The organism is Comamonas aquatica (assembly GCF_018064205.1).
Classification (GTDB): domain Bacteria; phylum Pseudomonadota; class Gammaproteobacteria; order Burkholderiales; family Burkholderiaceae_C; genus Comamonas; species Comamonas aquatica.
The window spans coordinates 878,300-901,555 of sequence record NZ_CP072916.1 but is presented as its reverse complement, the minus strand read 5'-3'; the positions used below and the strand labels follow the sequence as shown (position 1 = coordinate 901,555).

The following is a 23,256-nucleotide window of genomic DNA, read 5'->3' as shown; positions in this document are numbered from 1 at the left end:
TTCAGACTCCTAGTACTCAGGCGTGGGCAGGATGCACTGCAGGCACAGCCACCTTCACGGCGCGGCCAGACGCAGCGGTCTTCAACACGTTCCAGGCCATGATCAACATGCCGACCAAGTACAGAAGGCCACCGATCGTACGAATCACATAGAAGGGATACGTCGCCTTCACGCTTTCCACAAAGGTGTAGGTCAAAGTACCGTCGGGATTCACAGCGCGCCACATCAGGCCCTGCATCACACCGGCAATCCACATCGCAGCGATGTACAGCACGATGCCGATGGTGGCCATCCAGAAGTGCAGCTCGATCGCCGACTTGGAGTGCATTTCCTTCTTGCCGAACAGGCGAGGAATCAGGTAGTACAGCGAACCCATGGTGATCAGACCCACCCAGCCCAGAGCGCCGGAGTGCACGTGACCCACGGTCCAGTCGGTGTAGTGGCTCAGCGCGTTCACGGTCTTGATGGACATCATCGGACCTTCGAACGTGGACATGCCGTAGAACGACAAGGACACGATCAGGAAACGCAGCACGGGGTCATCACGCAGTTTGTGCCAGGCACCGGACAGGGTCATGACGCCGTTGATCATGCCGCCCCAGGAGGGGGCCAGCAGAATCAGCGAGAACACCATACCGACCGACTGCGTCCAGTTGGGCAGTGCCGTGAAGTGCAGGTGGTGAGGACCCGCCCACATGTAGGTGAAGATCAGTGCCCAGAAGTGCACGATCGACAGGCGGTAGGAGTACACCGGACGACCCGCCTGCTTGGGGATGAAGTAGTACATCATGCCCAGGAAGCCAGCGGTCAGGAAGAAGCCCACCGCATTGTGGCCGTACCACCACTGGATCATGGCATCTTGCACGCCAGCGTAGGCCGAGTAGCTCTTCATCAGGCCAGCAGGCACAGCAGCGCTGTTGACCACGTGCAGCAGAGCCACAGCAATAATGAAGGCACCGAAGAACCAGTTGGCCACGTAGATGTGCTTGACCTTGCGCGTACCGATCGTTCCGAAGAACACAATTGCGTAGGACACCCACACCAGGGTGATCAGGATGTCGATGGGCCATTCCAGCTCAGCGTATTCCTTGCCTGAGGTAAAACCCAGTGGCAGAGACACAGCCGCAGCCACGATCACCAACTGCCAACCCCAGAAGGTGAAGGCTGCCAGCTTGGGCAGGAACAATGTGGTTTGGCAGGTACGCTGCACCACGTAGTAGCTTGTTGCGAACAAGGCGCATCCGCCGAACGCAAAAATCACCGCGTTTGTATGCAATGGACGCAGACGCCCAAAGCTAAGCCAAGAAATTCCGAAGTTGAGTTCGGGCCAAGCCAATTGGGCGGCGATAAAAACGCCGACCAACATGCCTACTACCCCCCACACGACGGCCATGATTGAAAACTGTCGCACTACGGTGTCGTTGTAGTGTGCAGCACTGGTTTTTAGAGAATCCATCGGGCACCTCTTAATATGCAGTCGAAAGTGTTCACTGTTATGGTCTGGGTGTTGTTGACAAACATCAATCGTCTCGAAGAATGCGTTCTGCCTCCTGCTCGACGCTCTCAAACTGCCCGCGGTAAATCGCCCACCACAACCCCCCAGCGATCAGCAGCACCAGCACCACGGACAACGGAATCAGCAAATACAGAATTTCCATGAAAACACCCGTCTAGGCCGTGGCCGGCATTGAGGGAGGAACCGGCGACCCCTGCGGCGCAGCCGACTGCAACGGCACAGGCTTGGCCAGGCGCGCGGCATTCAGCACCACCAGCAACGAGCTCAATGCCATGCCCAGGCCCGCAAGCCATGCGGGCATCCATCCCGCCATGGCCAGCGGGATCGACAGTGCGTTGTACAAGGCCGAACCCAACAGATTCTGGCGCACGATGCGCAGCGTCTTGCGCGCCAGCAAGACCGCCTGCCACACCAGCTCCAGGTTGTCGCTCAGCACCACGAAGTCCGAGCGCGCCTGCGCCAGAGGCACGGCACGCCCAAAAGCGAACGACACATTGGCCCCCGCCAACACCGGTCCGTCGTTCAGACCATCGCCCACCATCGCAATATGCCGCCCATCCTCTTGCATTGCGCGGATATGTGCAAGCTTGGACTGTGGCGAGCACTCCGCCACAAAATCCCCAATCCCCACCTCCTGCGCGATCCGAGCCACAGCCTGCGGGCCATCGCCGGACAGCAGTTGCACATGCAGGCCACTGCGCTGCATCGCGGCGACGACAGTTGCGGCTTCTGCGCGCAGGCCTTCGCTCAACTCAAAGACAGCGAGCGGCGTCAATAAGGGTGACTGTGCCTCTTGTGCCAGATAGACAGCCTGCCCGGCCTGCACCACCCCGGGAGCCCCGGCATAGGCGTGCGAGCCCAGGCGCACCCACACCGCAGGCTGCGCGGCACCGGCGGGCTGCACACAGGCACGCAAGCCCTGCCCTGCCAGCTCTTCCACCTCCAGCACCTGCCACTTGTGCGCCCATGCCTGGCCAAAACTGACCACGGCCCGGGAGACGGGGTGGCGCGATTGCTGCGCCACCGCGGCCGCCAGGCCCTGCAAAGCACGCTCATCGCCCGCTGCACCCACCGCCATGCGCGCCACCTGCAGGCCATCGCGTGTCAGCGTGCCCGTCTTGTCGAACACCAAGGTATCGGCCGTCGCCAGCGCTTCAATCCCCTGGAGGTTGCGCACCAAAATCCCATTGCGCGCCAGGGTCCCAGCTGCCGTGAGCATGGCCACGGGCGTCGCCAGCGAGAGGGCGCAGGGGCAAGTCACGATCAGCACGGCCGCCGCGATCATCAGGGCATGCCCCGGATCGGTGGGCCACCAGTACACAGCGGACAGCAAGGCCAAGCCCAGGACCACCACCAGGAACGGCGCAGCCACCTTGTCGGCCAGTTGCGCCAAGCGCGGCTTTTGCGTGGAGGCGCTCTCCATCAACTCGACAATTTGGGCAAACTTGGTCTGCGCACCGACGCGGTCCACGCGCAACTCGACCGGCGCAGTCAGGTTGTAGCTCCCGGCAATCACACGCTCGCCCTCGGCGCGCGACACGGGCCGCGACTCCCCGGTCAGCAAGGCCTCATCCGCCTGGGTGCGCCCCCGCACAATGACGCCGTCCACCGGAAAGGCCTCGCCCGGCAGAATGCGCAGCACATCTCCCGCGGCAATGCGGCGCAGCGCCACGCGCTCAAAACTGCCATCGGCCTGGCGCTGCTCGACACTGTCCGGCAAACGGTTCAGTACCGCATCCAAGGCCCCGGCGGTGCGATCACGCAGGCGCACTTCCAGCCAACGCCCGGCCAGCAAAAAGCTGACGAACATGGTCAGGGAGTCGTAGAACACCTCTTGACCAAAAATCCCTTCCGGCGCGAAGGTACCGATCGTGCTGACGATGAACGTGATGATCATGCCCAGCGCCACGGGCAAGTCCATGCTCACGCGCCGCCGACGAAGGTCCCGCCAGGCACCGCTGAAGAAGGGCCCACAGGCAAAAATCAGCATGGGAATGCAAATCACCCAGGAAGCCCAGCGCAGCAGACGCTCGAACTCCATCAACAAATCGCCGGGCTGCGCGTCGTAGGCCGGCCATGCGTACATCATGACCTGCATCATGCAAAAGGTGGCCAGCAACCAGCGCCACAAGGCCTTGCGGTGCTGTGCCAGCCGGATCTCGCGCGCCACCGCATCACGGGCAGGAAAAGCCTTGTACCCCGCCTTCTGCACCGCGGCCATCCATTGCGAAGGCAGCACCAGGGCTGGGCGCCACACCACGCGGGCACGCTTGGCGGCGGCGCTCACTTCGGCACGTTCCACGCCCGGCACGGCCCGCAGCGCATCTTCGATGGTCAGCGCGCAGGTCGCGCAGTACATGCCATCCAGGGCGATGTGCGAGTCCCAGACCTCCACATCCTGCGGCACGTAGGACTGGCCCGGCACAGCTGCCAGCGGCTTGCCAAAGCTGTCCCATTCCGCAGGATCGTCCAGCAAATGGAGTTCACCGGCAACAGCAGGAAAGTCGCGACTGGGCGCCGTTTCTTCCTGTTCGGAAGCTGGCCGAGGATGCTCTTGGGACATGGTGCGAGAGTATCCATGAACACCCTTACACACATTGACTTACATCAAGACCTAACCTGTGGCAAAAACTATGCTGGAAACTATCCACACGACAACTTGGAGATAAGCAATGTACGAACGCATTCTGGTCGCAACCGATGGCTCCCCCCTGTCCGACAAGGCGGTCAGCCACGCCCTGTCCATCGCCAAGATGAACCAGGCCACCCTCATCGCCCTCAAGGTGGTGCCGCGCTATCCCCGCAGCTACCTGGAAGGCGGCGCCACTGTGGATCCCTCGGAAATCAAGCGCATCGAAGCACAATGGACCGAGCAGGCCCAGGCCGTGCTGAACAAGATCAAAACCGACGGCAAGGCAATTGGCGTCACCGTCAAGACCAGCGTGGCCAAATCCGACCTGATTGCAGAATCCATCATTTCGGCCGCCGCCAAGCAAAATGCCGATTTGATCGTCATGGCTTCGCATGGCCGCAAAGGCCTCAAGCGCTTGCTGCTGGGCAGCGAAACACAGCACGTGCTCACCCACTCCGAAGTGCCAGTGCTGGTGCTGCGCTGAGCCGCGGCACCACCCACAAAAAGGGATCCCTGGGGATCCCTTTTTTGCGTCCATGCGGCCGGCGTTCAGGTCCCAGCCGCCGTGGCGAAGTGCGCCGCACGGTCCAGCAAGGTCCCGGCACCATCCGCCCCACAGGTGTAGACGGCACGGCAGCCCTGCAAGAACGCGAGCTTGGACACCCAGCCAAACACCTCGGGCGGACAGACCACCACCGCTGGCGAGGCCTGTGCCAGCGCATCGCGCACCTCCTCCTGCCGCAACACCTCGGGACCATCAATGGCGTGCAAGCCCGCATGCCGCGCAGCCGCGTGGACCACGGCACGCATGGTCGGTGACGGCAGCATCACCCACACCGCCGCGCCAGGGACATCTGCAAACTGCGCCAGCAACCGCCCTATGGGCACCTCCCACGCCGTTGACAGGCCAGATTCCGAACCATTCCGCATCAGTTCAAGCGCTTTCCGGGTCTTACGCCAACAGACCCTGGCCTAGCCAAAATTCGGCACCCGCTTGGCCAAAAAAGCGGTGATGCCTTCCTGATGCTCGGCGCTTGCGGCGTACGCATAGGGTGAGGGCACGACTTCACCACACACCAGGCTGCGCAGGGTCTGCTTGTTCAGGCGCGCAGCCTGGGGGGCCAGGCAGGCAATACGCTGGGCAGTGCGCTGCACCAGCTGCGGCAGCTGCTCCACCGGGACTGGCGGGGCCATAAAACCCACAGCAGCCACCTCGTGTGCATTCAGCACCGCCGCCTCCAGCAGCATGCGCCTGGCCGTGTGCATGCCCAGGGCCGCCGAGACCAACTGCGCCTCCTTGGGCGCCATGGGAAAACCCAGCTTGGCGATCGGTGCCCCGAATTTCGCGTTGTCGGCGGCCAGGCGTACATCGCAGCAGCTGGCAATCTCCACCCCGGCGCCCATGCAGGCCCCGGCAATGCTGGCCACGATGGGCACATCACACGCCAGCATCGCCTGCAAACCGCCCCAGACCTCTTCTTCGTGGAAGACCTCCAACTGCACCGGATCGAACCTGAATGCCGGATATTCGGAAATGTCCCCGCCGGCGCAGAAGGCCTCGCCTGCGCCCTGCACCACGACACAGCGCACCCGCGGGTCGTGCTGCAGTTGCTCAAAGACTGCGCGCAACTGGCGCCACATCGCGCGTGTCATCGCATTGAGCCTGCCTGGATGGCTGATCTCAACCTGCCAGATCCCGGTGCTGTTGCCCGCCGCATCCTGCAGCGGTTGTGCCTGAATATGCCCCACGGTGTTCAGCCCTCTTCCGGATTTTTTTGCAAAATATTCTGCAGCCCCAAGGCCTTCATGCGCTGGGCCCACTCCAGGGTCTGCTCCTTGACCATGGATTCAAAAGCCTCGCCGTACAACCCGCCCCAGCCAATGCCCAGATCGGCCAGGCTCGACTTCAGTTGCGGGTCGGCGCCCAGCTGCCGCAGCACGTCCACAATCGCGGCCGCGCGGCTGTCCGGCAGTTGCTTGGGCGCGAAAAGGCCATACCAGGCCACACGGTCCATGGCATGCACCCCCAACTCGGTCGCGCAGGGCACATCGGGCAGGGAGGCGACCCGTTCATTGCCCGACACCATCAAGGCCTTCAAACGGCCGCTGCGCACATGCGGCAGGCAGGACACCACGCCATCGATCATCATGTCCACCGAGCCGGCCAGCAAATCCTGCAAGGCAGGTCCGGCCCCCCGAAAATGCACGAACTTGAAACGCAAGGCCTCCTTCTGGCGCAAGATTTCGGCATAGACATGGCTGGAAGAGCCCTGGCCGGCCGAGGCCATGCGGTAGTACATCGGCTTGCGCCCCAGGTCCGACAGCCACTCCATCGCGGTCCGCGAACGCATGCGACCCGGATTGACCAGCAGCACCAGGGGGACGCGTGCCACCAGCGCCAGCGGGCGCAGGTCCTGCACCAGGTCGAAGTCATCGTCAGCCGCCAAGGCGCGGGCCACGGCCAGGTTGCTGCCCCCCATCAGCAGGTGCTTGCCATCCGGCGGTGCACTGGCGGCATATGCCGCCCCTTGCACTCCTGCGGCGCCGCTTTGGTATTGCAGGCGCAAGCTCTGCTGGGTGTGTTGCTGAAAGGGTTTGACCAGTTGCTTGGCAAGCAAGGCCGTGGTGCCGCCGGCAGGAAAGGGAACCACCAAGGTCACCGGGTCCGTCGGCCAGGCCCCCGGGCCTTTGCGCGCCACGGCGGCCGTCTGTGCCCAGGGCTCGCGCACGGACGGCCATACCGCCAGGGCTGCCGTCCACTGCAAACAAGTACGCCTGTCTGGCAAACCGGACTCTCTTTCTGCAGGTTAATCGACCGCGCGCAGGTTCATGCCTGGGGCTTGCGCTGTGCAGCCCAGGCCCACAGGATTGCGCCCCCCAGCACCATGGGCACGCACAGCCACTGCCCCATGCTCATGCCCAGGGACAGAATGCCCAGGTAGGCATCGGGCTCGCGGAAATACTCGGCAATGAAACGGAAGGCGCCGTAGCCCATCAGGAACACCGCGGCCACCTGGCCAGGCTTGCGCTCTTTCTGCGCGTACAGCCACAGCAGCGCAAACAGCAGCAAGCCTTCCAGCAGGAACTGGTAAATCTGCGAGGGATGGCGCGGCAGCATCGAGCCGCTTTGCGGAAACACCATCGCCCAGGGCAGCTCGGGGCTGGCAAAGCGCCCCCAGAGCTCCCCATTGATGAAGTTGCCGATCCGCCCGGCCGCCAGGCCCGTGGGCACACACGGCGCCACGAAGTCGGCCACCTGCAGCCAGGAGCGCTTGCGCTGGTAGGCGAACCACAGCATGGCGGCAATCACGCCCAGCAGGCCGCCATGGAAGCTCATGCCGCCTTCCCAGACCGCGAAGACTTCCAGCGGATGGCTGAGGTAGTAAGTAGGCTTGTAGAACAGGCAATACCCCAGGCGCCCCCCGATGATGACGCCCACCACCCCCTGGAACAGCAGATCCTCCACGTCCCGGCGTGTCCAGGCCGTGGGCCCTTGCATGCGGTTGAACGGCGGGTGCTGCAGACGGCGCACGCCCAGCCAGAGAAACAATCCGAATGCGGCAAGGTACGTCAGGCCATACCAGTGGATGGCAACCGGACCCAATTGCAGGGCCACGGGATCAATCTGTGGGTACATCAACATGCCATGCATTGTGCCGCAGGCAGGGGCCACCAAAAGACGCAGAGGCGGCAGCCGGCACCATCGCGAATGATTCTGCGTTTCGCATGCATGCAATCCGCTACAGCGGGGGATTAGCGCCCGGCCATTTGGCAGCCGGTGGGCTTGCCGCCATACTGCGGCCATCGCTCACTTTTGAAGAACAAGAACCATGCAAGGCCATCCCGACGTCATCTCCTGCCTCAACGCGCTGCTGCGCGGCGAACTGGCAGCCCGCGACCAGTACTTCATCCATTCGCGCCAGTACGAAGACCAGGGCTTCATGCGCCTGTACGAACGTATCCACCACGAAATGGAAGAGGAAACCGTCCACGCCGACGTCATCCTGCGCCGCATCCTGTTCCTTGGTGGCAAGCCCGACATGCGCCCCCATGCCTTCGAGCCCGGCGACACGGTCGAAGCCATGCTGCGCAAGGATCTGGCCGTGGAATACCAGGTGCGCGACAACCTGCGCGCCGCCATGGTGCTGTGCGAGCAGCACCACGACTTCCAGACACGCGACCTGCTGCTGGCCCAGCTCAAGGACACCGAGGAAGACCACGCCTACTGGCTGGAAAAGCAGCTGGGCCTGATCGACAAGATCGGCCTGCCCAACTACCTGCAGGCCCAGATGGGCGCCGCCGCCTGACGGCCGGCCCCTCGCTCTTTCGCATCGGCGCCCCTTGTGGGCGCCTTTTTCATGGGTGCCAGGCTATTGGATCGCCGTGCTTCACGGCGATCCGTCGCTGATGCCGCGTTGCTGCACCAGCGCCCGCACCTGGGCCGTGGTCTGGGCCACCAGGTGCTCCAGGTGGATGGGCGTGCCCCCCAGCGGGGTCACCCCCAGCTGCGCCAGGCGGGCGCGCAAGGCGGGCTGCTGCAGTGCCTGGTTGGCCGCCCGGTTCAGGCGCTGCACCACCGGCGCTGGCGTGCCGGCAGGCACCACCAGGCCAAACCAGGTGATGGCCAGCGCATTGAGTTCAGGGTAGCCCAGTTCTGCCAGCGTCGGCACCTGCGGCAGATCGGCCAGGCGCTCCCTGGCCGCCACGGCCACGGGGACCAGGCGGCCCGTCTGGATGTGCGGTGCCGAAGACGGGTACTGGTCGCTAAGCACCTGGGTCTGCCCGGCCAGCGTGCTGTTGATCACCGGCCCCATGCCCTTGAACGGAATGTGACGCAGCTGCAAGCCCAGGTCGGCGTTCAAGGCCTCCAGGATGACGTGGCCCACCGACCCGACGCCCGAAGACCCCGCCGCCCAGCCATCGCCCTGCAGGCGCGCCTGTTTGAGGAACTGCGCAAAGTCGTGCACCTGCAGGCTGGCGGGCACGGAGAACACCGAGGCAATCGACGCCAGCGGCACCACCATGGCGAAGTCCTGCAGCGGCTGCACCCGCGATGCCTTGAGCACCACCGGATTGACCGCCAGGGTGCTGATGGAGCCCAGGCCCAGGGTATAGCCGTCGGGCATGGAGCGGGCCACCGCCTCGGCCCCCAGCATGCCACCGGCGCCGGCCTTGTTCTCCACGTAGACCGGCTGGCCCAGCGGCCCCTGCAGGGCATCGGCCACCAGCCGCGCCACGATGTCGGTAGAACCCGCCGCTGCAAACGGCACCACCAGCTTGACGGGCCTGTGCGGAAATTCCTGGGCCAGCGCCGGCACGGTGCCCGCCGCCCATGCCAGCATGCCGGCCATCACTGCCCGCCACCCGCGGCGACGCCCTCTGCCCCCCAACCTGCAACACGCTGCCTTCAGCCCCGACACCGATTCATAAAACATAGCTGCAAACGTATTCAAAACAATGATTTGAAAGCATTTTCATTCCCAATTCCTTTTTATATCTGCGCAAATAGCTACGTTTTCATGAGCTATCTGCTCCCCCGAAAGATGGCCCCCGCGTGACCTGACTGGCGTTGCATCCCCCGCCTGCCCTGGCGGCCGGCGATGAAAAAAAGCCGCTGGTTGACAGCGGCTTGTGCAGACCCAGCGCCGGAGCGCCTCAGTCGTCCAGCAGGGACAGGTCGCGCACCGCGCCCGTGTCGGCGCTGGTGACCAGCTTGGCGTAGGCCTTGAGCGCCGCCGAAATCTTGCGCGGACGTGGCTTGGCGGGCTTCCAGCCCTTGGCGTTCTGCAGCTCGCGGCGGCGGGCCAGCTCTTCGTCGCTGACCAGGGCGTTGATGGTGCGGTTGGGGATGTCGATGCGGATCTTGTCGCCGTTCTGCACCAGGCCGATGGCGCCACCGGCCGCCGCTTCGGGCGAGCAGTGACCAATCGACAGGCCCGAGGTCCCGCCGGAGAAACGGCCGTCCGTCAGCAGCGCGCAGGCCTTGCCCAGGCCCTTGGACTTGAGGTAGCTGGTGGGGTAGAGCATTTCCTGCATGCCGGGGCCACCCTTGGGGCCTTCGTAGCGCACGATGACCACATCACCGGCCTTGACCTTGTCGGCCAGGATGTTCTCCACGGCCTCGTCCTGCGACTCGACCACGTGGGCCGTGCCTTCAAACACCAAGATGGATTCGTCCACGCCAGCAGACTTCACCACGCAGCCGTTCAAGGCGATATTGCCCGTCAGCACGGCCAGGCCGCCCTCCTTGCTGAACGCATGCTCATAAGAGCGGATGCAGCCTTCAGCGCGATCCAGGTCCAGGCTGGGCCAGCGGGTGTTCTGGCTGAACGCCACTTGCGTGGGGATACCGGCAGGGCCAGCCATGTAGAACTTGCGCACGGCTTCGTCTTGCGAGACGGAGATGTCCCACTTGGCCAGCACCTCGGCCATGCTGCCGCCGGCCACCGAGGGCACATCGGTGTGCAGCTTGCCGGCGCGGGCCAGCTCTCCCAGGATGGCCATGATGCCGCCAGCGCGGTGCACGTCTTCGATGTGGTACTTGGCGGTGTTGGGCGCCACCTTGCACAGCTGCGGCACAACGCGCGAGAGGCGGTCGATGTCGGCCATGGTGAAGTCGATGCCGGCTTCCTGGGCGATGGCCAGCAGGTGCAGGATGGTGTTGGTGGAGCCGCCCATGGCGATGTCCAGCGTGATGGCGTTCTCGAAGGCCTTGAAGCCCACGGCACGCGGCAGCACGGATGCGTCGTCTTGTTCGTAGTACTGGCGGGCCAGTTCCACAATGCGACGGCCGGCGCTCAGGAACAGCGCTTCGCGGTCGGCGTGCGTGGCCACCACGGTGCCGTTGCCGGGCAGGGACAGGCCCAGTGCCTCGGTCAGGCAGTTCATGGAGTTGGCGGTGAACATGCCCGAGCAGGAACCGCAAGTGGGGCAGGCCGAGCGCTCCACTTCGGCGACTTCGGCGTCGGAATAGCGCTGGTCGGCGGCGATCACCATGGCGTCCACCAGGTCCAGCTTCTTGAACTCGATGACCTTGGTGTCGGGGTTGGCCAGCTTGGTCTTGCCGGCTTCCATGGGGCCGCCGGAGACGAAGATCACCGGAATGTTCAGGCGCATGGCGGCCATGAGCATGCCGGGCGTGATCTTGTCGCAGTTGGAGATGCACACCAGCGCGTCGGCGCAGTGGGCGTTGACCATGTACTCGACCGAGTCGGCGATCAGGTCACGGCTGGGCAGCGAATACAGCATGCCGTCGTGGCCCATGGCGATGCCGTCGTCCACAGCGATGGTGTTGAATTCCTTGGCCACGCCGCCGGCCTTCTCGATCTCGCGCGCCACCAGCTGGCCCAGGTCCTTCAGGTGCACGTGGCCGGGCACGAACTGCGTGAACGAATTGGCAATGGCGATGATGGGCTTGTCGAAGTCGCCATCTTTCATGCCAGTGGCACGCCACAGGGCGCGGGCACCGGCCATGTTACGGCCGCCGGTGGAAGTCTTGGAACGGTATGCGGGCATGGTGGAGCGGGTCGTTGGTTGGTGTCTCAAGGCTGTCGAAAGCCCATCGCACCATTATCGCCCACCACCGTCCATCGACAGGTACGTGATGCCCCGCAGGCCAGCGGCCCCAGGCGTCGCGATTTGCGACCCCTGCCCTCAGCGCTTGCGCCGCGTGCGGTTGCGCAGCAGGTCGCGCTGCGCCTCCAGGCGGTCTTGCTTGCGCCGGGCCAGCTGCTCCATGGCCTTGCGGCTGCTCAGCCCGGAATGGTCGGCATAGGCGAACCAGGCCGCGGTCAGCACGAACGCGCCGATCACCCACCACCACGACAGGGCGACCAGCCACGCCACCTCCAGCATCCCCAGGAACGCCAGCACCTTGCACACCGCCAGCACCGCCGCAATTGTTAACAGCCACATGTTTTGTCACTCCTGTTCACCGCGCGTTCACACACGGCAGCCCCACCCGGATGACGCTGCACCTAAAATGGACAGCACCCCTCCAACCAGAAGAAAGTGTAGCGATGAAGCGTTCTTTGATCACCCTGGCGATGACTCTGGCGGTGGCCGCCCCCGCGCTGGCCGATCAGGCACTGGCCACGGCCAAGAACTGCATGGCCTGCCATGCGGTGGAGAAGAAGCTGGTGGGGCCGTCGTACAAGGACGTGGCCAACAAATACGCCGGACAGGGCGATGCCGTGAACAAGCTGGCCGCCAAGATCGTCAAGGGCGGCAGCGGCGTCTGGGGCCCCATCCCCATGCCGGCCAACAACCAGGTCAGCGAGGCCGAGGCGCAGAAGCTGGCCACCTGGATCCTGGGCCTGAAATAAGCCCGGGCCACACCCACACAGAAAGCCACCGCCAGCGGTGGCTTTTTTCATTCCAGCTCGCGCGCCTGGGCCATGCGCCGCTGGGCCCAGCCTTGCAGCAGGCGTGGCATGACGACCAGCAGCAACGCAATCACCAGCAGCGCCAGCGAACCGGGGCGCGTCACAAAGATGCTGAAGCTGCCATGCCCCACGGCCAGGGCCTGGCGCAACTGCACTTCGGCCTGCGGCCCCAGGGCCAGCCCCACCACCAGGGGGGTGAAGGGAAAGTCGAAGCGCCGCATGACCACCCCCAGCAGGCCAAAGCCGAACAGCAGCAACAAGTCGACCGTGCTGTGCCGCATGCCATACACCCCGGCGGCGGCCAGCACCAGCATGGTGGCATACAGCTGGGGCCGCGGAATGCGCAGCATCCAGGTCCACATGCGCACCATGGGCAGGTTCAGCACCAGCAGCATCAGGTTGCCGATGAACAGGGAGCCAATCAGCGTCCACACCAGCACCTGGCCGCTGCCAAACAGCTGGTGCCCGGGGAACACGCCGTAGTTGTTGAAGGCCCCCAGCATCACCGCCGTGGTGTTGCTGGTGGGAATGCCCATGGTCAGCAGCGGAATCAGTGCCGCCGTCACTGTGGCGTTGTTGGCGGCCTCGGGCCCGGCCACCCCCTCGATCGCCCCTTCGCGGCCGAACTCCTCGCGGTAGGCCGGGCGCACCATGTAGCGCTCGGCGGCGTAGCTCACATAGGTCGGCATGTCGATGCCCCCCACGGGCACGCAGCCAAACGGTGTGCCGATCACCGTACCGCGCAGCCAGGGGCGCCAGGAGCGCTTCCAGTCCAGGCGGGACATGCGCAAGCGCCCCACGGTGTTGAGGGTGGTGTGCACCCGCCGCTCGTACAGGGCCGAATACAGCACCTCCCCCACGACAAACAGGCCCACCGCCACCAGCACCATGTCCACCCCGTCCGTCAGTGCCGGCCAGCCACCGGTCAACCGCTCCACGCCACTGACAGATTCCACGCCCACACAGGCCAGCGCCAGTCCCACGAACAAGGCCGTCACCCCGCGCAGCGTGCTCTTGCCGACGGCCGCGCTGACCGCCCCGAAGGCCAGCACCATCAGCATGAAGGTCTCAGCATGGCCCAGCCCCTGGGCCACCCCGGCCACCCAGGGCGCCACCCACACCACCAGCAGCGACGCCAGGGTGCCGGCAATGAACGAGCCGATCGCCGCCGTGGCCAGCGCCACGCCCGCGCGGCCATTCAGGGCCATGCGGTGCCCTTCCATGGCCGTCACCATGCTGGCGCTTTCCCCGGGGGTGTTGAGCAGGATGGAGGCCGTGGAGCCGCCGTACATGCCCCCGCAGGCAATCGCGATGAAGAAGATGAAGGCCTCGGTGATGCCCACATGGAAGGTCATGGGCAGCAACAGCGCTACCGCCACCGAGGGGCCGAACCCCGGCAGCACCCCCAGGGCCGTGCCCAGCAGGCAGCCCGCCAGGGCGAACATCAGGTGCTCCGGCGTGCTGGCCAGCACCAGCCCTTGCCACAAGGCGTGCATCACATCCATGGCCAACTCCCGCCCGGCAGCGTCACGCCCATCACGCGGGTGAACAGCAGATAGACACCGCCTGCCACCAGCACGCCCCCGCCCAGGTCCGCCGCCAGGCGCCGGGCCCGCAGCCCTTCACCCGGCCGGTCGGCACGGCGCAGGCCCTGCACCGCCAGCACATAGCCCAGCGCCGCAGCCGGCACAAACCCGGCCTGCGTGATCAGCTGGGCTGGCAACAGCAGCCCGGCCACCACCCAGACCGCCGCGGTGATCTGCGGGCGCCCGCCGCTGGACGGCGGCATCTGGCGCCAGCCCCCCTGCCAGGCCTCCCACACCAGCCACAGGCCGCACAGCAGCAGCACGCCGGCACACAGCCAGGGCAGCAAGCGCGGCCCGCCATCGTCGGCCGCCAGCGCCACGGCGGGCAATGCCCCACCGCCCCAGGCCAATGCCAGGGCAAGCAGCGCCACCGCGCCCCCTACGGCCACCTGTCCCACCTCCACCTGCCGGCGGGCGCCCTGCGGCGCACCGTCCGACCCAGGCTGTGCCACTGGCACAGCACCCTCTTGTGTCATATCAAAGCCTCTGATCTTGGTTCCACCGCCCAGCCTACGCCCGCCCACAGGCTGCCACCAGCGGGCACCCGGGATTCTGCGCAGGATCAAGCTTGCGGGGCTGCCGCATCATCCCGTCCATCGGCCCCGGCACAGCCGGTAAAAACCCGGATTGCCATGCACGGCGGGCCTGACCGCCCTCCCCAGCCCACACGGTATCCCCGACAATCAACGCATGAGTGAAATTTCTTCCATGCGACTGGACAAATGGCTGTGGGCGGCGCGTTTTTACAAGACCCGCAGCCTGGCCGTGGAACAGATCAGCAAGGGCCGCGTGACGGTGAACCAGGCGGCGGCCAAGGCCTCGCGCGAAGTGCGCGTGGGCGACACCATTGCCCTGCGCCAGGGGCAGGTGCCCCGCACGGTGCAGGTGCTGGGCCTGAGCGCAATGCGCGGCCCGGCCTCGGTGGCGCAACAGCTGTACCGTGAAACCGCCGACAGCCTGGCCGAGCGCGCACGCCTGGCCGAGGAACGCCGCCTGGCACCCGAGCCGGCCGCCAGCATTGCCCAGCACCACGACGGCCGCCCCACCAAGCGTGACCGCCGTGACATCGAACGCGCGCGCCATAGCTGGGACGACCGCTGGAGCGCCAGCTGGGATGGCAATTAATCCGCGATCCCTGCCTCACCGATAACCATTCATCGGAACCTTTTGTCGAAAACTGCTCCAATCCTTGCTATTGATAGATGAACACCTGCCTTAGGGGCAGCAAGGGATTCCAGTGATTTTCGACAAGTTTTCGGCGCGCAGTGCACGCGCCTGGGCCACCTCCGTGCTGGGGGCAGCCCTGCTGACCGCCTGTCTGGGCAACTCTTCCCCCACCGCCAGCCAGGCCCCTGCGCCCGCCCGCCCAGGATCGGCCGCCCCGGCCCCCGCGGCCCAGGCCACCCGTGCCGGCTTTCAGGACTGCCGGCAGTTCTTTGCCGCCGGCCAGCCCCCGGCCGTCGCGGCCCAGCCCAAGCTGCGCGATCTGTGCTACGACGCGTTTGCCATCCTGCACAACGGCAACACCCGCACCCCGATGTTCGTGGCCCAGCGCATGAACCGCTCCCTGGTGGACGACGCCGACGAAAAGCGCACCAACAAATTTTTTGCCGACGCCCGCCTGCCCCGGGCCGAGCGCGCCGAGCTGAACGACTACAAGGGCTCCGGCTATTCGCGCGGCCACATGGCCCCGGCGGCCGACATGCCCACGGCCCAGGCCATGGCGCAAAGCTTTTCGCTGGCCAACATGGTGCCCCAGTCCGTCAAGCAAAACAGCGGCCCCTGGGCCCGGATTGAAAAGGACACGCGCCACTACGCCAGCCGCGCCCAGGGCGATGTCTTCATCATCACCGGTCCGGTGTACGAGGGACAGCCCGGCACCGTGGGCGACAACCACGTGGCCGTGCCCAGCTACCTGTACAAGTTGGTCTACGACGCCAGCACCAACCGCGCCTGGGCCCACTGGCAGGCCAACCGCGACGACGCCCGCGTGAGCAAGCCCATCAGCTACGCCGAGCTGGTGCAGCGCACCGGCATCGACTTCCTGCCCGGCGTGCACCCCCAGTGAGCCGGGGCCGGCTCCGCCGGTGTCCGCTGTGCTTGGGAGCTAAAACTGCCTCCAACCTTTATTTAGCCAGTGCTGACAGCTCTGCTTTTCGAGAACCTAAGGCCGTCAGCTCTGCCGAGGTCCCCAGAGGTTGGAAATCAAAACCAGCTCTAGCGCGCATGCAGCAAGCGCTGGTAGCTCTGCTTTTTTAAAAACCCATTAAGGCAACTGGTGCAGGCACCCACAGCACAACGGGCGCGGTCAGGTGCGGCACCGCCATGCTGGCGCAGCAGCTGGCGGGCAACGCCAGCCAGCCAGCGGGCGGCGGCCTGCAAAAAGGGCAGGCTGCCCATGGTCATCCGCCGGCCCTGCTGGTGCTTGCATGGATTGAGGGTGAAATCCACCTCCAGCCACTATGGATTCAGCGCTGGCAGCTCTGCTTTTTGAGAACACAGCAAGGCAGTCGGTCCAGGCACTTACAGCGCCGCGGGCGCGGTCAAATCCGGCACTGCCACGCTCGCACAACAGTTGGCGGGCAGCGCCAGCTAGCCAGCCAGCGGGCGACGGCGGCCTGCAAAACGGACGGACTGCCCGTGGTCATCAGCCGACCCTACTGGCGCGCGCATGGATTAAGGGTAAAAACCTTCCCCAGCGCTGATGAAACCAGCGCTGGCAGCTCCGTTTTTTGAGCAATAAGAAAGGCAACCGGCCCCAGCAGCTACAGCGCAGCGGGCGCGGTCAGATCCGGCACCGCCACACTGGCGCAGCAGCTGACGGGCAGTGCCAGCCAGCGGGCGGCGGCGGCCTGCAAAGCGGGCACGCTGCCCGTGGTCATCAGCTGGATCTGTTCGGCCCCCGCCAGGGCTGCGGCCTCGCCGGGCTCGGCACGCAGGTGGCCGGCCTGGGCCAGCAGGCGGCGGGTCTGCCGCGCCACGGGGGCGCCGGTGTCGATCAACTGCACATCAGGGCCCAGCAGGGCCCGCAGCTCGTCCTTGATGAAGATGTAGTGGGTGCAACCCAGCACCAGGGTGTCCATCTCACCCGTTTTCAGGCCGAAATGCCCCAAAGCCTTCGTGTAGCGGTCGCACAGTGCTTCAATTTCTGAAGTCTCGCCATCCACCGCTGCGGAGGCTTGCAGCGCGCTTTGCTCGATCGCGCGCGCCAGCCCATCGCAGGCCTGCACCTGAAACTGCACCCCTTGGCCGTGCTCCTGCAGCAGCTTGTGAAAGCGCCGGCTTTCCACCGTGCCGCGCGTGGCCATCACCCCCACCTGATGGGTCTGGCTGGACAGTGCCGCCGGCTTGATGGCCGGCTCCACGCCGATCAACGGCAGGTCCGGCATGGCCATGCGCAGCGACTCGACCGCCGCCGCCGTGGCGGTGTTGCAGGCAATCACCAGGGCCTTGATGCCATGGCGCTCGCGCAGGTACTGCGCGATGGCGTGCGTGCGCGCCTGCACAAAGGCATCGCCCCGCTCGCCGTAGGGGGCGTTGCCGCTGTCGGCCAGGTAGACAAAATGCTCGTGCGGCAACTCGTGGCGCAGCGCTTGCAGCACGCTGAGACCCCCGATCCCGCTGTCAAAAACGCCAATTGGCGCAGCAGCCACAGTCATGGAAAGTTCGGACACAAATCAGATGGGTGCCCAGTATGCACCCGCGGTGCCCGGCCGCGCCGCAGCGCGGGGCCACAAGCCCCTGCGGCCAGGCGGGCAGGGCCTGCACGCAGGCCCGTGGCTAGGGCATGGTCGCCAGGTAGGACGCCACGGCCCGGATGTCCTGGTCGCTCATGCCCTTGGTCACGAAGGCCATGTTCGGGTCCGAACGCACGCGGCTGCCTTCGCGGTAGCGCGTCAGCGTCATCTGCACATAGCCGGTGTGCTGGCCGGCGATGCGCGGCAGGCGCTCGTTGCCACGCCCGTCGGTGCCATGGCAGTTGACGCAGATGCGCTCGAAGTAGGCCTTGCCTTGTGCTACCAGGGCCGCGTCCTTGGGTGGCCGCGCCGGCAGGGGCTCTTTTTCGTAGAACAGCACCATGCCCACCATCTCGTCGCGGCTCATGGCTTTCAGGATGCCTTCCATGAAGGTGTTCTTGCGCAGCCCCTGGGAGAACTGGCGGATCTGCTCGACCAGGTAGGCGGGGTTCTGTCCATCCAGATAAGGCACTTCCAGAATCGCCTTGCCGTTCTGGTCGGCGTGGCAATTCGCACACACCGCCGCCACCTTGCGGCCCAGCGTGTAGAGCTTATGCCCCAGTTCCGGCTGGGCCTTGGCCTCCTGCAAACGGGCCTGCAGCTCGTCCTGGGTGATGGACTTCGCGGGCTGCGCCTGCACCGCCGTTGCAACCACGGCACAGAGGCAGACGGCACGCAGGGCAAGCTTGAGACAGACGTGCAGTGGGGCGAGAAAGCGCAAATGCATGGGTGGATCCACAGCGGGCATCGGGATGGGATGCGGCCCATTATCTGCACATCCCCGGGCGAAAACCGTCTGCGCCACAAGCTGCGCAAAGCTTGATTTCGGGGCTTGCCAAACCCCGCCCCAGGCGTTCTCGCCACCCAACCGGCGGTGCCAGCAATGCGCGTATGTCCCAATACGAAAGCATTCACATCTGGTTTCAACTAGCATTTCGAACGGTCGTGCTTTTTCACCACTGCAGCCGCCCAGCACCCCTGGCGCAGCCTGCCGGTGCCACCGCCCACCCGCGCCGTGCGCACGGTACGACCTCACCCGCAACGCCAACCATCACGTGGCCCCGCCCTGCGACGGCCACCCCACGACCAGACCCAAGGGGCTGCAATGAAGCACATCGGTGTGACTCAGAAGCTATGGCTCGGTGTTGCCAGCATCGTGCTGGGCGCCATCCTCATCGTCGGCCATGCCGGCTACAACTCGGCCGCCCACCAGCGCCGCTTCAACCAGCAGGACAGCCTGCTGTCGCAGCGCCTGGACCAGGCCTCGCAATGGAGCGCGCTCTCGCAGGTCAACATCGTGCGCACTCAGGCGGCGCTGCTCAGCAGCGAGGCCCAGGATGCGGCCGACCTGGGCGCGCACATCGCCGCCACCCACCGGGCCATCGACGGCCTGCAGCAGGCCCTGCAGGCCAGCAGCCTGGACCGCCAGGACCAGGCCGCCTTGCAGCAGCTGGCCCAGTTGCGCCAGGCGCTGCAGGCCGCAGGCGACCAGGCGGGGCAGTTGCAGGCCAGCGGCCAGCTGGATGCCGCACGCCAGGCCGCGCGCAGCAGCTACCGCCAGGCGGCCGATGCCTACGCCCAGGCGCTGGCGGCCTATGTGCACCAGCAGGCCCAGCGCCTGGCCGAGATGCGCGCCGACATGGGCGCTGCACGCCAGGGCGTGGTCAAGGCGGCCGCGCTGAACATGGTGTTCCTGCTGCTGGGCGTGGCCGTGGGCGCCTACCTGCTGATTGGCAGCATCCGCCGCGCCCTGCGCGCCGCCAACCAGGTGGCCGAGCAGATTGCCGCCGGCGACCTGCGCACCCGCTTCGACCAGCCGCGCTACGATGAATTCGGACAGCTGCTGCAATCGCTGGAGCACATGAGCCACAGCCTCTCGGCGATGATTGACGACGTGCGCGACAGCGGCGATGCCATCACGGTGGCCAGCGGCGAAATCGCCTCGGGCAACCAGGACCTGTCGCAGCGCACCGAGGTCACGGCCAGCCACCTGCAGCAGGCCGCCGCCGCCATGATGCAGCTCACCCAGACCCTGCAGGCCACGGCCGCCAGCGCCCAGCAGGCTGCCGGACTGGCCCACCAGGCTTCGGGCGTGGCGCAGCGCGGCGGGGCCGTGGTCAGCGAGGTGGTGAGCACCATGACCGACATCCACAGCCGCAGCCAGCAGATTGCCGACATCATCGGCGTGATCGATGGCATTGCCTTTCAGACCAACATCCTGGCACTGAACGCCGCTGTGGAGGCCGCCCGCGCCGGCGAGCAGGGCCGCGGCTTTGCCGTGGTCGCCAGCGAAGTCCGCACCCTGGCCCAGCGCAGCGCGCAGGCCGCCAAGGAAATCAAGCTGCTGATCCAGGACTCCGTCAGCCGCATGGCCGACGGCGCGCGCCTGGTGCAGGACGCGGGCAGCACCATGGACGAGGTGGTGCAGTCCATCCAGCGCGTCACCCAGGTCATGCAGACCATCAACACCAATGCGGCCGAGCAGCGCGATGGTGTGGCCCAGGTGAACGAGGCCGTCGGCGCACTGGACCAGATGACCCAGCAGAATGCCGCCCTGGTCGAAGAAAGTGCCGCCGCCGCGCACAGCCTGCGCGAGCAGTCCGAGCAGTTGCGCACCCTGGTGCAGCGTTTCAAGGTGCATCCGCACACGGCCGGTCAGGCCGTGCCGCAAACGCCGGCGGCGACACCGGCTGCACCAGCCGCACGGCCCCCGCAGACCGCCACGGGGCCGCACAGCCTGGGCCTGCACGCCGCCCCCCTGCCCCGGGTGGTGGCGCTAGCGGCCGCCCCGGCACAGCGGCACGCCGCCAGCGCGCTGCAGGACTAGGGCATGCCGGCGCCGAATCAGACGCCGCCGCCGCGCACCATGGACAGGATCTTGGCCGTGTTCAGCCCGCGTGCGGTGTCCTGCATCTGCGGCAGGTAGCGGGCCTGCAGTTGGCGGCCATCCTGCATCACGTGCTGGTAGGCGTCCTTGAGCATGTCGGTCGACAGCTGGCGCCCGCCCGCGTAGTACTGGTTGGCCACATGCCCCAGGGCATAAGTGCTGGCAAAGCTCATGCCGCTGCTGACGGCCTGCTTGCCCAGGCCGCCGAAGATGCCCTTGCCCGCCTTGCCCAGCAGCCCCCCCAGCAGCTTGCGCCCGGCCTCTTCCAGGTACTGCGAGGTCAGACCCACGCCCAGCGCGGCCAGCAGGTCCTTGATGTGACCACGGTCCAGCTCGTAGCCATAGCTCTGGCCGATCTGGTAGACCAGACGCATCTGCAGCGGAATGATGGCCAGGGTGGACAGGTTCTCGGGCAGCAGCTCGATGGCGCCGTTCAGGATGGCGGCCTTGAGGATCTTACTGTCCATCTCGGCGGCCGGCAGCGCGCCGGGGCGGCGTTGTGCCGCCGTGCTGGGCAGGGCGTCAACCGCCGCCGGATGCGGCACGCTGGCCCCGGCGGGCAGCTGGATGCCGGCCTCGGGGGCGGCGGCCTGCAACGGGGCATCGGCCACGGCACGGGCCTGGGCATCAAAGCCGGCACCAACGCCCGCCACAGCTGCGCCAGCAGCTACGGTTGCAGGAGCGATGGATACCGCCTGGGTCGCAGCGCCAGCGCCGGCCAGGCCCAAGGCCTGGCGCAGCTGGGCCAGAAATGCATCTTCCTTGGGGCTGGTGTGGCCGTCGGCGTCGCACACGCACACCGCCATTTCATAGGCCAGTTGCCGGGCCTCGCGGCTGGTCAGGCGCGCCGCGGCCGAGGCCAGGTCCACGCGGCGCAGCAGCACCTCCTGGTACAGGCCGGGCAGGTTGACGCCCTGTGCACCCGCCAGACCTTCGGCCACCTGGCGGATCTGCTCGCGCTCGCGCTCGTGTTTTTCGCCATCGGCAAACGAGGCCAGCAGGCACAAGGTCAAGGTGGCGCGGATTTCGTCGTGTGTCATGGTGCTCCCTGCAAGGATGGTGTCGGCAAAGCGGGTTGGAGTGCCGCAGCGGCCTGCGGGTTCCCCGGCTCGGGGTCATCAGTGGATGGGGGCGCCGGCCGCACCAGGCGCAGGCCCAGCACTTCCATGCCCAGGGCAGAACGCCGCAGCAGCACGGTGGCCGGCAGGGGCTGGGCGGGCCACTGCGCCAACTGCTCGGCGTCGATGCAGAACTCGAACAGCGGAAACCGGATGCCCTCGATCTTCAGCTGGTGGCGGCAGCTGTGCTTGGCGCTGCTGCGGTGGGGCTGCACCTGCGTGGCCTGCTGGCTGGGCACGCCCCACAGCCGCGTGTACAGACTGGGCAGGGTGATGGCCAGGTCGATCCACAAGATGGCGGCACAGAACACCAGCACCAGCACGCCCATGGCCCAGCGCTTGACCGGTCCATAGGTCAGCCAGGGGCCAGACGGCGCCCAGGCGCCGCGTGCCCGCAGGCGCCACAGCCACAGGCCATGCACCGGCAACAGGGCGATCGACAGATACAGCGCCCCGCGCATGGAATCGGCACTAGGCACAAAGCTGCGCTGCAGCAGCAAAGGCACCAGCGCCCCCAGCATGACCAGCAGCACCCAGCTGATCCAGATTTTTTTGGCCACCACCGTCCCGGGCGGCCACAACCACCGCTGCCAGCGGCCCGATGTCGACACCAACAGCCCTTACCCTTACCTGGACGGCTGCGCCGGTGGGCTGGGCGGCAGCTTGCCCTGCATGCCGGTGATCGCGTCCTGGAAGCTCTTGAGGTACTTGGCCCGCGTTCTTTCGGCAATTGCTGCCCACTCCGAGGGGGGCTGGCTCAGCGATGCCGCGGTGCGTGCCCCGGCCGACTGCGGATCGCGCGCGGCCTGCACGGCCTGCATGCCATGCAGGTTGATCCAGTGCGGATCGTAGTCGTAGGGGGTCTTGCGGTCCCAGGCCACAACGTTCGCGATCAGGTCCAAGGCCCGGTCCAGGTCCTGGAACAGATAGCGGTTGATCGGTGCGCCGTAGGTCTGGTTCAAGGCATCGACCGCCTGCCGGGTCGTGGGGTCGGTGCTACGGTTGACATCGAAGCGTGCACGCAGCTGGCCGGCATAGAACCAGAACGCGGCCTCGTGGTAGAGCTTGGCCTTGAACAAGACCTGCGACATCGCATACAGCACCGGTGGTTGGAAACGCTCGGGCGCGGCACGCACGCGCTCCAGCGCAGCCTGCTGCTGCTCCGCGCTGCCCTGGGTCAGGATCTGCAGCATTTCCTGGGTCTGCCGCGTATCGATGTGGGCATACACCCCTTGCGGTACCAGCACCTGCCCGGCGGAAACGCCGGCGGGCAAAGGCTCCAGCGTGTGGGCCTGCGCCAGCACCGCCGCGCCCAGCAGCAGCCACACCCCGACACTGATTGTGGTTGTCACTCCCATCCCCGTCTCCTTGTGCCATCCCTGCACAGGCCGGCTGG

Annotated in this window: 24 protein-coding genes; 7 read left to right on the top strand and 17 right to left on the bottom strand. The window is 66.2% G+C overall.

Annotated elements, in window-relative coordinates; all coding sequences use genetic code 11:
- Positions 1-16 precede the first annotated feature (16 nt).
- From ccoN to KAQ61_RS04185, 3 genes are all read right to left on the bottom strand, one after another.
- A complete protein-coding gene (ccoN, locus tag KAQ61_RS04195; protein ID WP_210930596.1) occupies positions 17-1,456 on the bottom strand; it encodes a cytochrome-c oxidase, cbb3-type subunit I in 1,440 nt (479 codons plus the stop codon).
- 64 nt (positions 1,457-1,520) lie between these two features.
- A complete protein-coding gene (ccoS, locus tag KAQ61_RS04190; RefSeq protein WP_042413423.1) occupies positions 1,521-1,658 on the bottom strand; it encodes a cbb3-type cytochrome oxidase assembly protein CcoS in 138 nt (45 codons plus the stop codon).
- A gap of 12 nt (positions 1,659-1,670) precedes the next feature.
- On the bottom strand, positions 1,671-4,079 hold the full coding sequence (locus KAQ61_RS04185) for a heavy metal translocating P-type ATPase (RefSeq protein ID WP_210930595.1): 2,409 nt from the start codon (positions 4,077-4,079) through the stop codon (positions 1,671-1,673).
- A 109-nt stretch (positions 4,080-4,188) separates the two neighbouring features.
- On the opposite strand from KAQ61_RS04185, the gene KAQ61_RS04180 reads away from it, so the two are divergent.
- Entirely contained in the window at positions 4,189-4,632 is a 444-nt protein-coding gene (locus tag KAQ61_RS04180) for a universal stress protein (protein ID WP_042413426.1), read from the top strand.
- 65 nt (positions 4,633-4,697) lie between these two features.
- Here KAQ61_RS04180 and KAQ61_RS04175 read toward each other — a convergent pair whose 3' ends face one another.
- From KAQ61_RS04175 to lgt, 4 genes are all read right to left on the bottom strand, one after another.
- On the bottom strand, positions 4,698-4,976 hold the full coding sequence (locus KAQ61_RS04175; RefSeq protein ID WP_210930594.1) for a hypothetical protein: 279 nt from the start codon (positions 4,974-4,976) through the stop codon (positions 4,698-4,700).
- Between the two features lie 144 nt (positions 4,977-5,120).
- Positions 5,121-5,873, bottom strand: a complete 753-nt coding sequence (locus KAQ61_RS04170) for an enoyl-CoA hydratase/isomerase family protein (protein ID WP_210931699.1) — start codon at positions 5,871-5,873, stop codon at positions 5,121-5,123.
- 29 nt (positions 5,874-5,902) lie between these two features.
- Positions 5,903-6,913, bottom strand: a complete 1,011-nt coding sequence (locus KAQ61_RS04165; protein WP_210930593.1) for a Bug family tripartite tricarboxylate transporter substrate binding protein — start codon at positions 6,911-6,913, stop codon at positions 5,903-5,905.
- A gap of 62 nt (positions 6,914-6,975) precedes the next feature.
- A complete protein-coding gene (gene lgt, locus KAQ61_RS04160; RefSeq protein ID WP_210930592.1) occupies positions 6,976-7,791 on the bottom strand; it encodes a prolipoprotein diacylglyceryl transferase in 816 nt (271 codons plus the stop codon).
- A gap of 187 nt (positions 7,792-7,978) precedes the next feature.
- Between lgt and bfr the strand changes: the two genes are divergently transcribed.
- A complete protein-coding gene (bfr, locus tag KAQ61_RS04155) occupies positions 7,979-8,455 on the top strand; it encodes a bacterioferritin (RefSeq protein ID WP_042413438.1) in 477 nt (158 codons plus the stop codon).
- Positions 8,456-8,536: 81 nt separating this feature from the next.
- Here the strand turns inward: bfr and KAQ61_RS04150 are convergent, their stop codons facing one another.
- The 3 genes from KAQ61_RS04150 to KAQ61_RS04140 all read right to left on the bottom strand — a co-directional run bounded on the left by KAQ61_RS04150 (position 8,537) and on the right by KAQ61_RS04140 (position 12,062).
- Positions 8,537-9,490 (bottom strand): Bug family tripartite tricarboxylate transporter substrate binding protein, encoded by a 954-nt coding sequence (locus KAQ61_RS04150; RefSeq protein ID WP_244982977.1) that lies wholly within the window; start codon positions 9,488-9,490, stop codon positions 8,537-8,539.
- Between the two features lie 313 nt (positions 9,491-9,803).
- Complete coding sequence (gene ilvD, locus KAQ61_RS04145) at positions 9,804-11,663, bottom strand: dihydroxy-acid dehydratase (RefSeq protein WP_154164901.1); 1,860 nt, start codon at positions 11,661-11,663, stop codon at positions 9,804-9,806.
- A gap of 138 nt (positions 11,664-11,801) precedes the next feature.
- Positions 11,802-12,062, bottom strand: a complete 261-nt coding sequence (locus tag KAQ61_RS04140; RefSeq protein WP_042413447.1) for a TIGR04438 family Trp-rich protein — start codon at positions 12,060-12,062, stop codon at positions 11,802-11,804.
- A gap of 104 nt (positions 12,063-12,166) precedes the next feature.
- On the opposite strand from KAQ61_RS04140, the gene KAQ61_RS04135 reads away from it, so the two are divergent.
- Positions 12,167-12,472: a c-type cytochrome gene (locus tag KAQ61_RS04135; protein WP_043382243.1), complete on the top strand. Its 306-nt coding sequence runs from the start codon at positions 12,167-12,169 to the stop codon at positions 12,470-12,472.
- 47 nt (positions 12,473-12,519) lie between these two features.
- Here KAQ61_RS04135 and KAQ61_RS04130 read toward each other — a convergent pair whose 3' ends face one another.
- Both KAQ61_RS04130 and KAQ61_RS04125 read right to left on the bottom strand, forming a co-directional pair.
- Positions 12,520-14,037 carry a tripartite tricarboxylate transporter permease gene (locus KAQ61_RS04130; protein ID WP_042413452.1) on the bottom strand — a complete coding sequence of 506 codons (1,518 nt, stop codon included), beginning with the start codon at positions 14,035-14,037 and terminating at the stop codon, positions 12,520-12,522.
- On the bottom strand, positions 14,028-14,594 hold the full coding sequence (locus KAQ61_RS04125) for a tripartite tricarboxylate transporter TctB family protein (protein WP_210930590.1): 567 nt from the start codon (positions 14,592-14,594) through the stop codon (positions 14,028-14,030). Before KAQ61_RS04125 ends, KAQ61_RS04130 begins: the two co-directional genes overlap by 10 nt.
- Positions 14,595-14,808: 214 nt before the next feature.
- Here KAQ61_RS04125 and KAQ61_RS04120 point away from each other — a divergent pair, with 214 nt between their 5' ends.
- The 3 genes from KAQ61_RS04120 (at position 14,809) to KAQ61_RS04110 (ending at position 16,854) form a co-directional block, all read left to right on the top strand.
- Positions 14,809-15,243: an RNA-binding S4 domain-containing protein gene (locus KAQ61_RS04120; protein ID WP_210930589.1), complete on the top strand. Its 435-nt coding sequence runs from the start codon at positions 14,809-14,811 to the stop codon at positions 15,241-15,243.
- Positions 15,244-15,424: 181 nt separating this feature from the next.
- On the top strand, positions 15,425-16,186 hold the full coding sequence (locus tag KAQ61_RS04115; protein WP_420839406.1) for a DNA/RNA non-specific endonuclease: 762 nt from the start codon (positions 15,425-15,427) through the stop codon (positions 16,184-16,186).
- Positions 16,187-16,443: 257 nt separating this feature from the next.
- Positions 16,444-16,854 (top strand): hypothetical protein, encoded by a 411-nt coding sequence (locus KAQ61_RS04110; RefSeq protein WP_210930588.1) that lies wholly within the window; start codon positions 16,444-16,446, stop codon positions 16,852-16,854.
- Between the two features lie 29 nt (positions 16,855-16,883).
- On the opposite strand, the gene murI is transcribed toward KAQ61_RS04110, so the two are convergent.
- Positions 16,884-17,777, bottom strand: coding sequence for a glutamate racemase (gene murI, locus KAQ61_RS04105; protein WP_210930587.1), 894 nt, complete (start codon positions 17,775-17,777; stop codon positions 16,884-16,886).
- A gap of 121 nt (positions 17,778-17,898) precedes the next feature.
- Positions 17,899-18,582 (bottom strand): c-type cytochrome, encoded by a 684-nt coding sequence (locus KAQ61_RS04100; protein ID WP_210930586.1) that lies wholly within the window; start codon positions 18,580-18,582, stop codon positions 17,899-17,901.
- A gap of 378 nt (positions 18,583-18,960) precedes the next feature.
- Here KAQ61_RS04100 and KAQ61_RS04095 point away from each other — a divergent pair, with 378 nt between their 5' ends.
- The gene (locus KAQ61_RS04095; RefSeq protein ID WP_210930585.1) at positions 18,961-20,682 is read left to right on the top strand and encodes a methyl-accepting chemotaxis protein; all 1,722 of its coding nucleotides are present in this window, start codon (positions 18,961-18,963) and stop codon (positions 20,680-20,682) included.
- 17 nt (positions 20,683-20,699) lie between these two features.
- On the opposite strand, the gene KAQ61_RS04090 is transcribed toward KAQ61_RS04095, so the two are convergent.
- From KAQ61_RS04090 to KAQ61_RS04080, 3 genes are all read right to left on the bottom strand, one after another.
- Complete coding sequence (locus tag KAQ61_RS04090; RefSeq protein WP_154163654.1) at positions 20,700-21,782, bottom strand: TerB family tellurite resistance protein; 1,083 nt, start codon at positions 21,780-21,782, stop codon at positions 20,700-20,702.
- Positions 21,779-22,420 carry a hypothetical protein gene (locus tag KAQ61_RS04085; protein ID WP_210930584.1) on the bottom strand — a complete coding sequence of 214 codons (642 nt, stop codon included), beginning with the start codon at positions 22,418-22,420 and terminating at the stop codon, positions 21,779-21,781. Before KAQ61_RS04085 ends, KAQ61_RS04090 begins: the two co-directional genes overlap by 4 nt.
- 66 nt (positions 22,421-22,486) lie before the next feature.
- Positions 22,487-23,218 carry a hypothetical protein gene (locus tag KAQ61_RS04080; RefSeq protein ID WP_210930583.1) on the bottom strand — a complete coding sequence of 244 codons (732 nt, stop codon included), beginning with the start codon at positions 23,216-23,218 and terminating at the stop codon, positions 22,487-22,489.
- Positions 23,219-23,256 lie beyond the last annotated feature (38 nt).

Coding starts and splice junctions, on each gene's coding strand:
- ccoS (WP_042413423.1), bottom strand. CDS start 1,658: ATGGAAATTCTGTATTTGCTGATTCCGTTGTCCGTGGTGCTGGTGCTG.
- KAQ61_RS04140 (WP_042413447.1), bottom strand. CDS start 12,062: ATGTGGCTGTTAACAATTGCGGCGGTGCTGGCGGTGTGCAAGGTGCTG.
- KAQ61_RS04100 (WP_210930586.1), bottom strand. CDS start 18,582: ATGCATTTGCGCTTTCTCGCCCCACTGCACGTCTGTCTCAAGCTTGCC.
- KAQ61_RS04095 (WP_210930585.1), top strand. CDS start 18,961: ATGAAGCACATCGGTGTGACTCAGAAGCTATGGCTCGGTGTTGCCAGC.
- lgt (WP_210930592.1), bottom strand. CDS start 7,791: ATGTTGATGTACCCACAGATTGATCCCGTGGCCCTGCAATTGGGTCCG.
- ccoN (WP_210930596.1), bottom strand. CDS start 1,456: ATGGATTCTCTAAAAACCAGTGCTGCACACTACAACGACACCGTAGTG.
- KAQ61_RS04130 (WP_042413452.1), bottom strand. CDS start 14,037: ATGGATGTGATGCACGCCTTGTGGCAAGGGCTGGTGCTGGCCAGCACG.
- KAQ61_RS04080 (WP_210930583.1), bottom strand. CDS start 23,218: ATGGGAGTGACAACCACAATCAGTGTCGGGGTGTGGCTGCTGCTGGGC.
- KAQ61_RS04180 (WP_042413426.1), top strand. CDS start 4,189: ATGTACGAACGCATTCTGGTCGCAACCGATGGCTCCCCCCTGTCCGAC.
- KAQ61_RS04185 (WP_210930595.1), bottom strand. CDS start 4,079: ATGTCCCAAGAGCATCCTCGGCCAGCTTCCGAACAGGAAGAAACGGCG.
- bfr (WP_042413438.1), top strand. CDS start 7,979: ATGCAAGGCCATCCCGACGTCATCTCCTGCCTCAACGCGCTGCTGCGC.
- ilvD (WP_154164901.1), bottom strand. CDS start 11,663: ATGCCCGCATACCGTTCCAAGACTTCCACCGGCGGCCGTAACATGGCC.
- KAQ61_RS04110 (WP_210930588.1), top strand. CDS start 16,444: ATGCTGGCGCAGCAGCTGGCGGGCAACGCCAGCCAGCCAGCGGGCGGC.
- KAQ61_RS04175 (WP_210930594.1), bottom strand. CDS start 4,976: ATGCTGCCGTCACCGACCATGCGTGCCGTGGTCCACGCGGCTGCGCGG.
- murI (WP_210930587.1), bottom strand. CDS start 17,777: ATGACTGTGGCTGCTGCGCCAATTGGCGTTTTTGACAGCGGGATCGGG.
- KAQ61_RS04135 (WP_043382243.1), top strand. CDS start 12,167: ATGAAGCGTTCTTTGATCACCCTGGCGATGACTCTGGCGGTGGCCGCC.
- KAQ61_RS04150 (WP_244982977.1), bottom strand. CDS start 9,490: ATGCTGGCATGGGCGGCGGGCACCGTGCCGGCGCTGGCCCAGGAATTT.
- KAQ61_RS04125 (WP_210930590.1), bottom strand. CDS start 14,594: ATGACACAAGAGGGTGCTGTGCCAGTGGCACAGCCTGGGTCGGACGGT.
- KAQ61_RS04120 (WP_210930589.1), top strand. CDS start 14,809: ATGAGTGAAATTTCTTCCATGCGACTGGACAAATGGCTGTGGGCGGCG.
- KAQ61_RS04090 (WP_154163654.1), bottom strand. CDS start 21,782: ATGACACACGACGAAATCCGCGCCACCTTGACCTTGTGCCTGCTGGCC.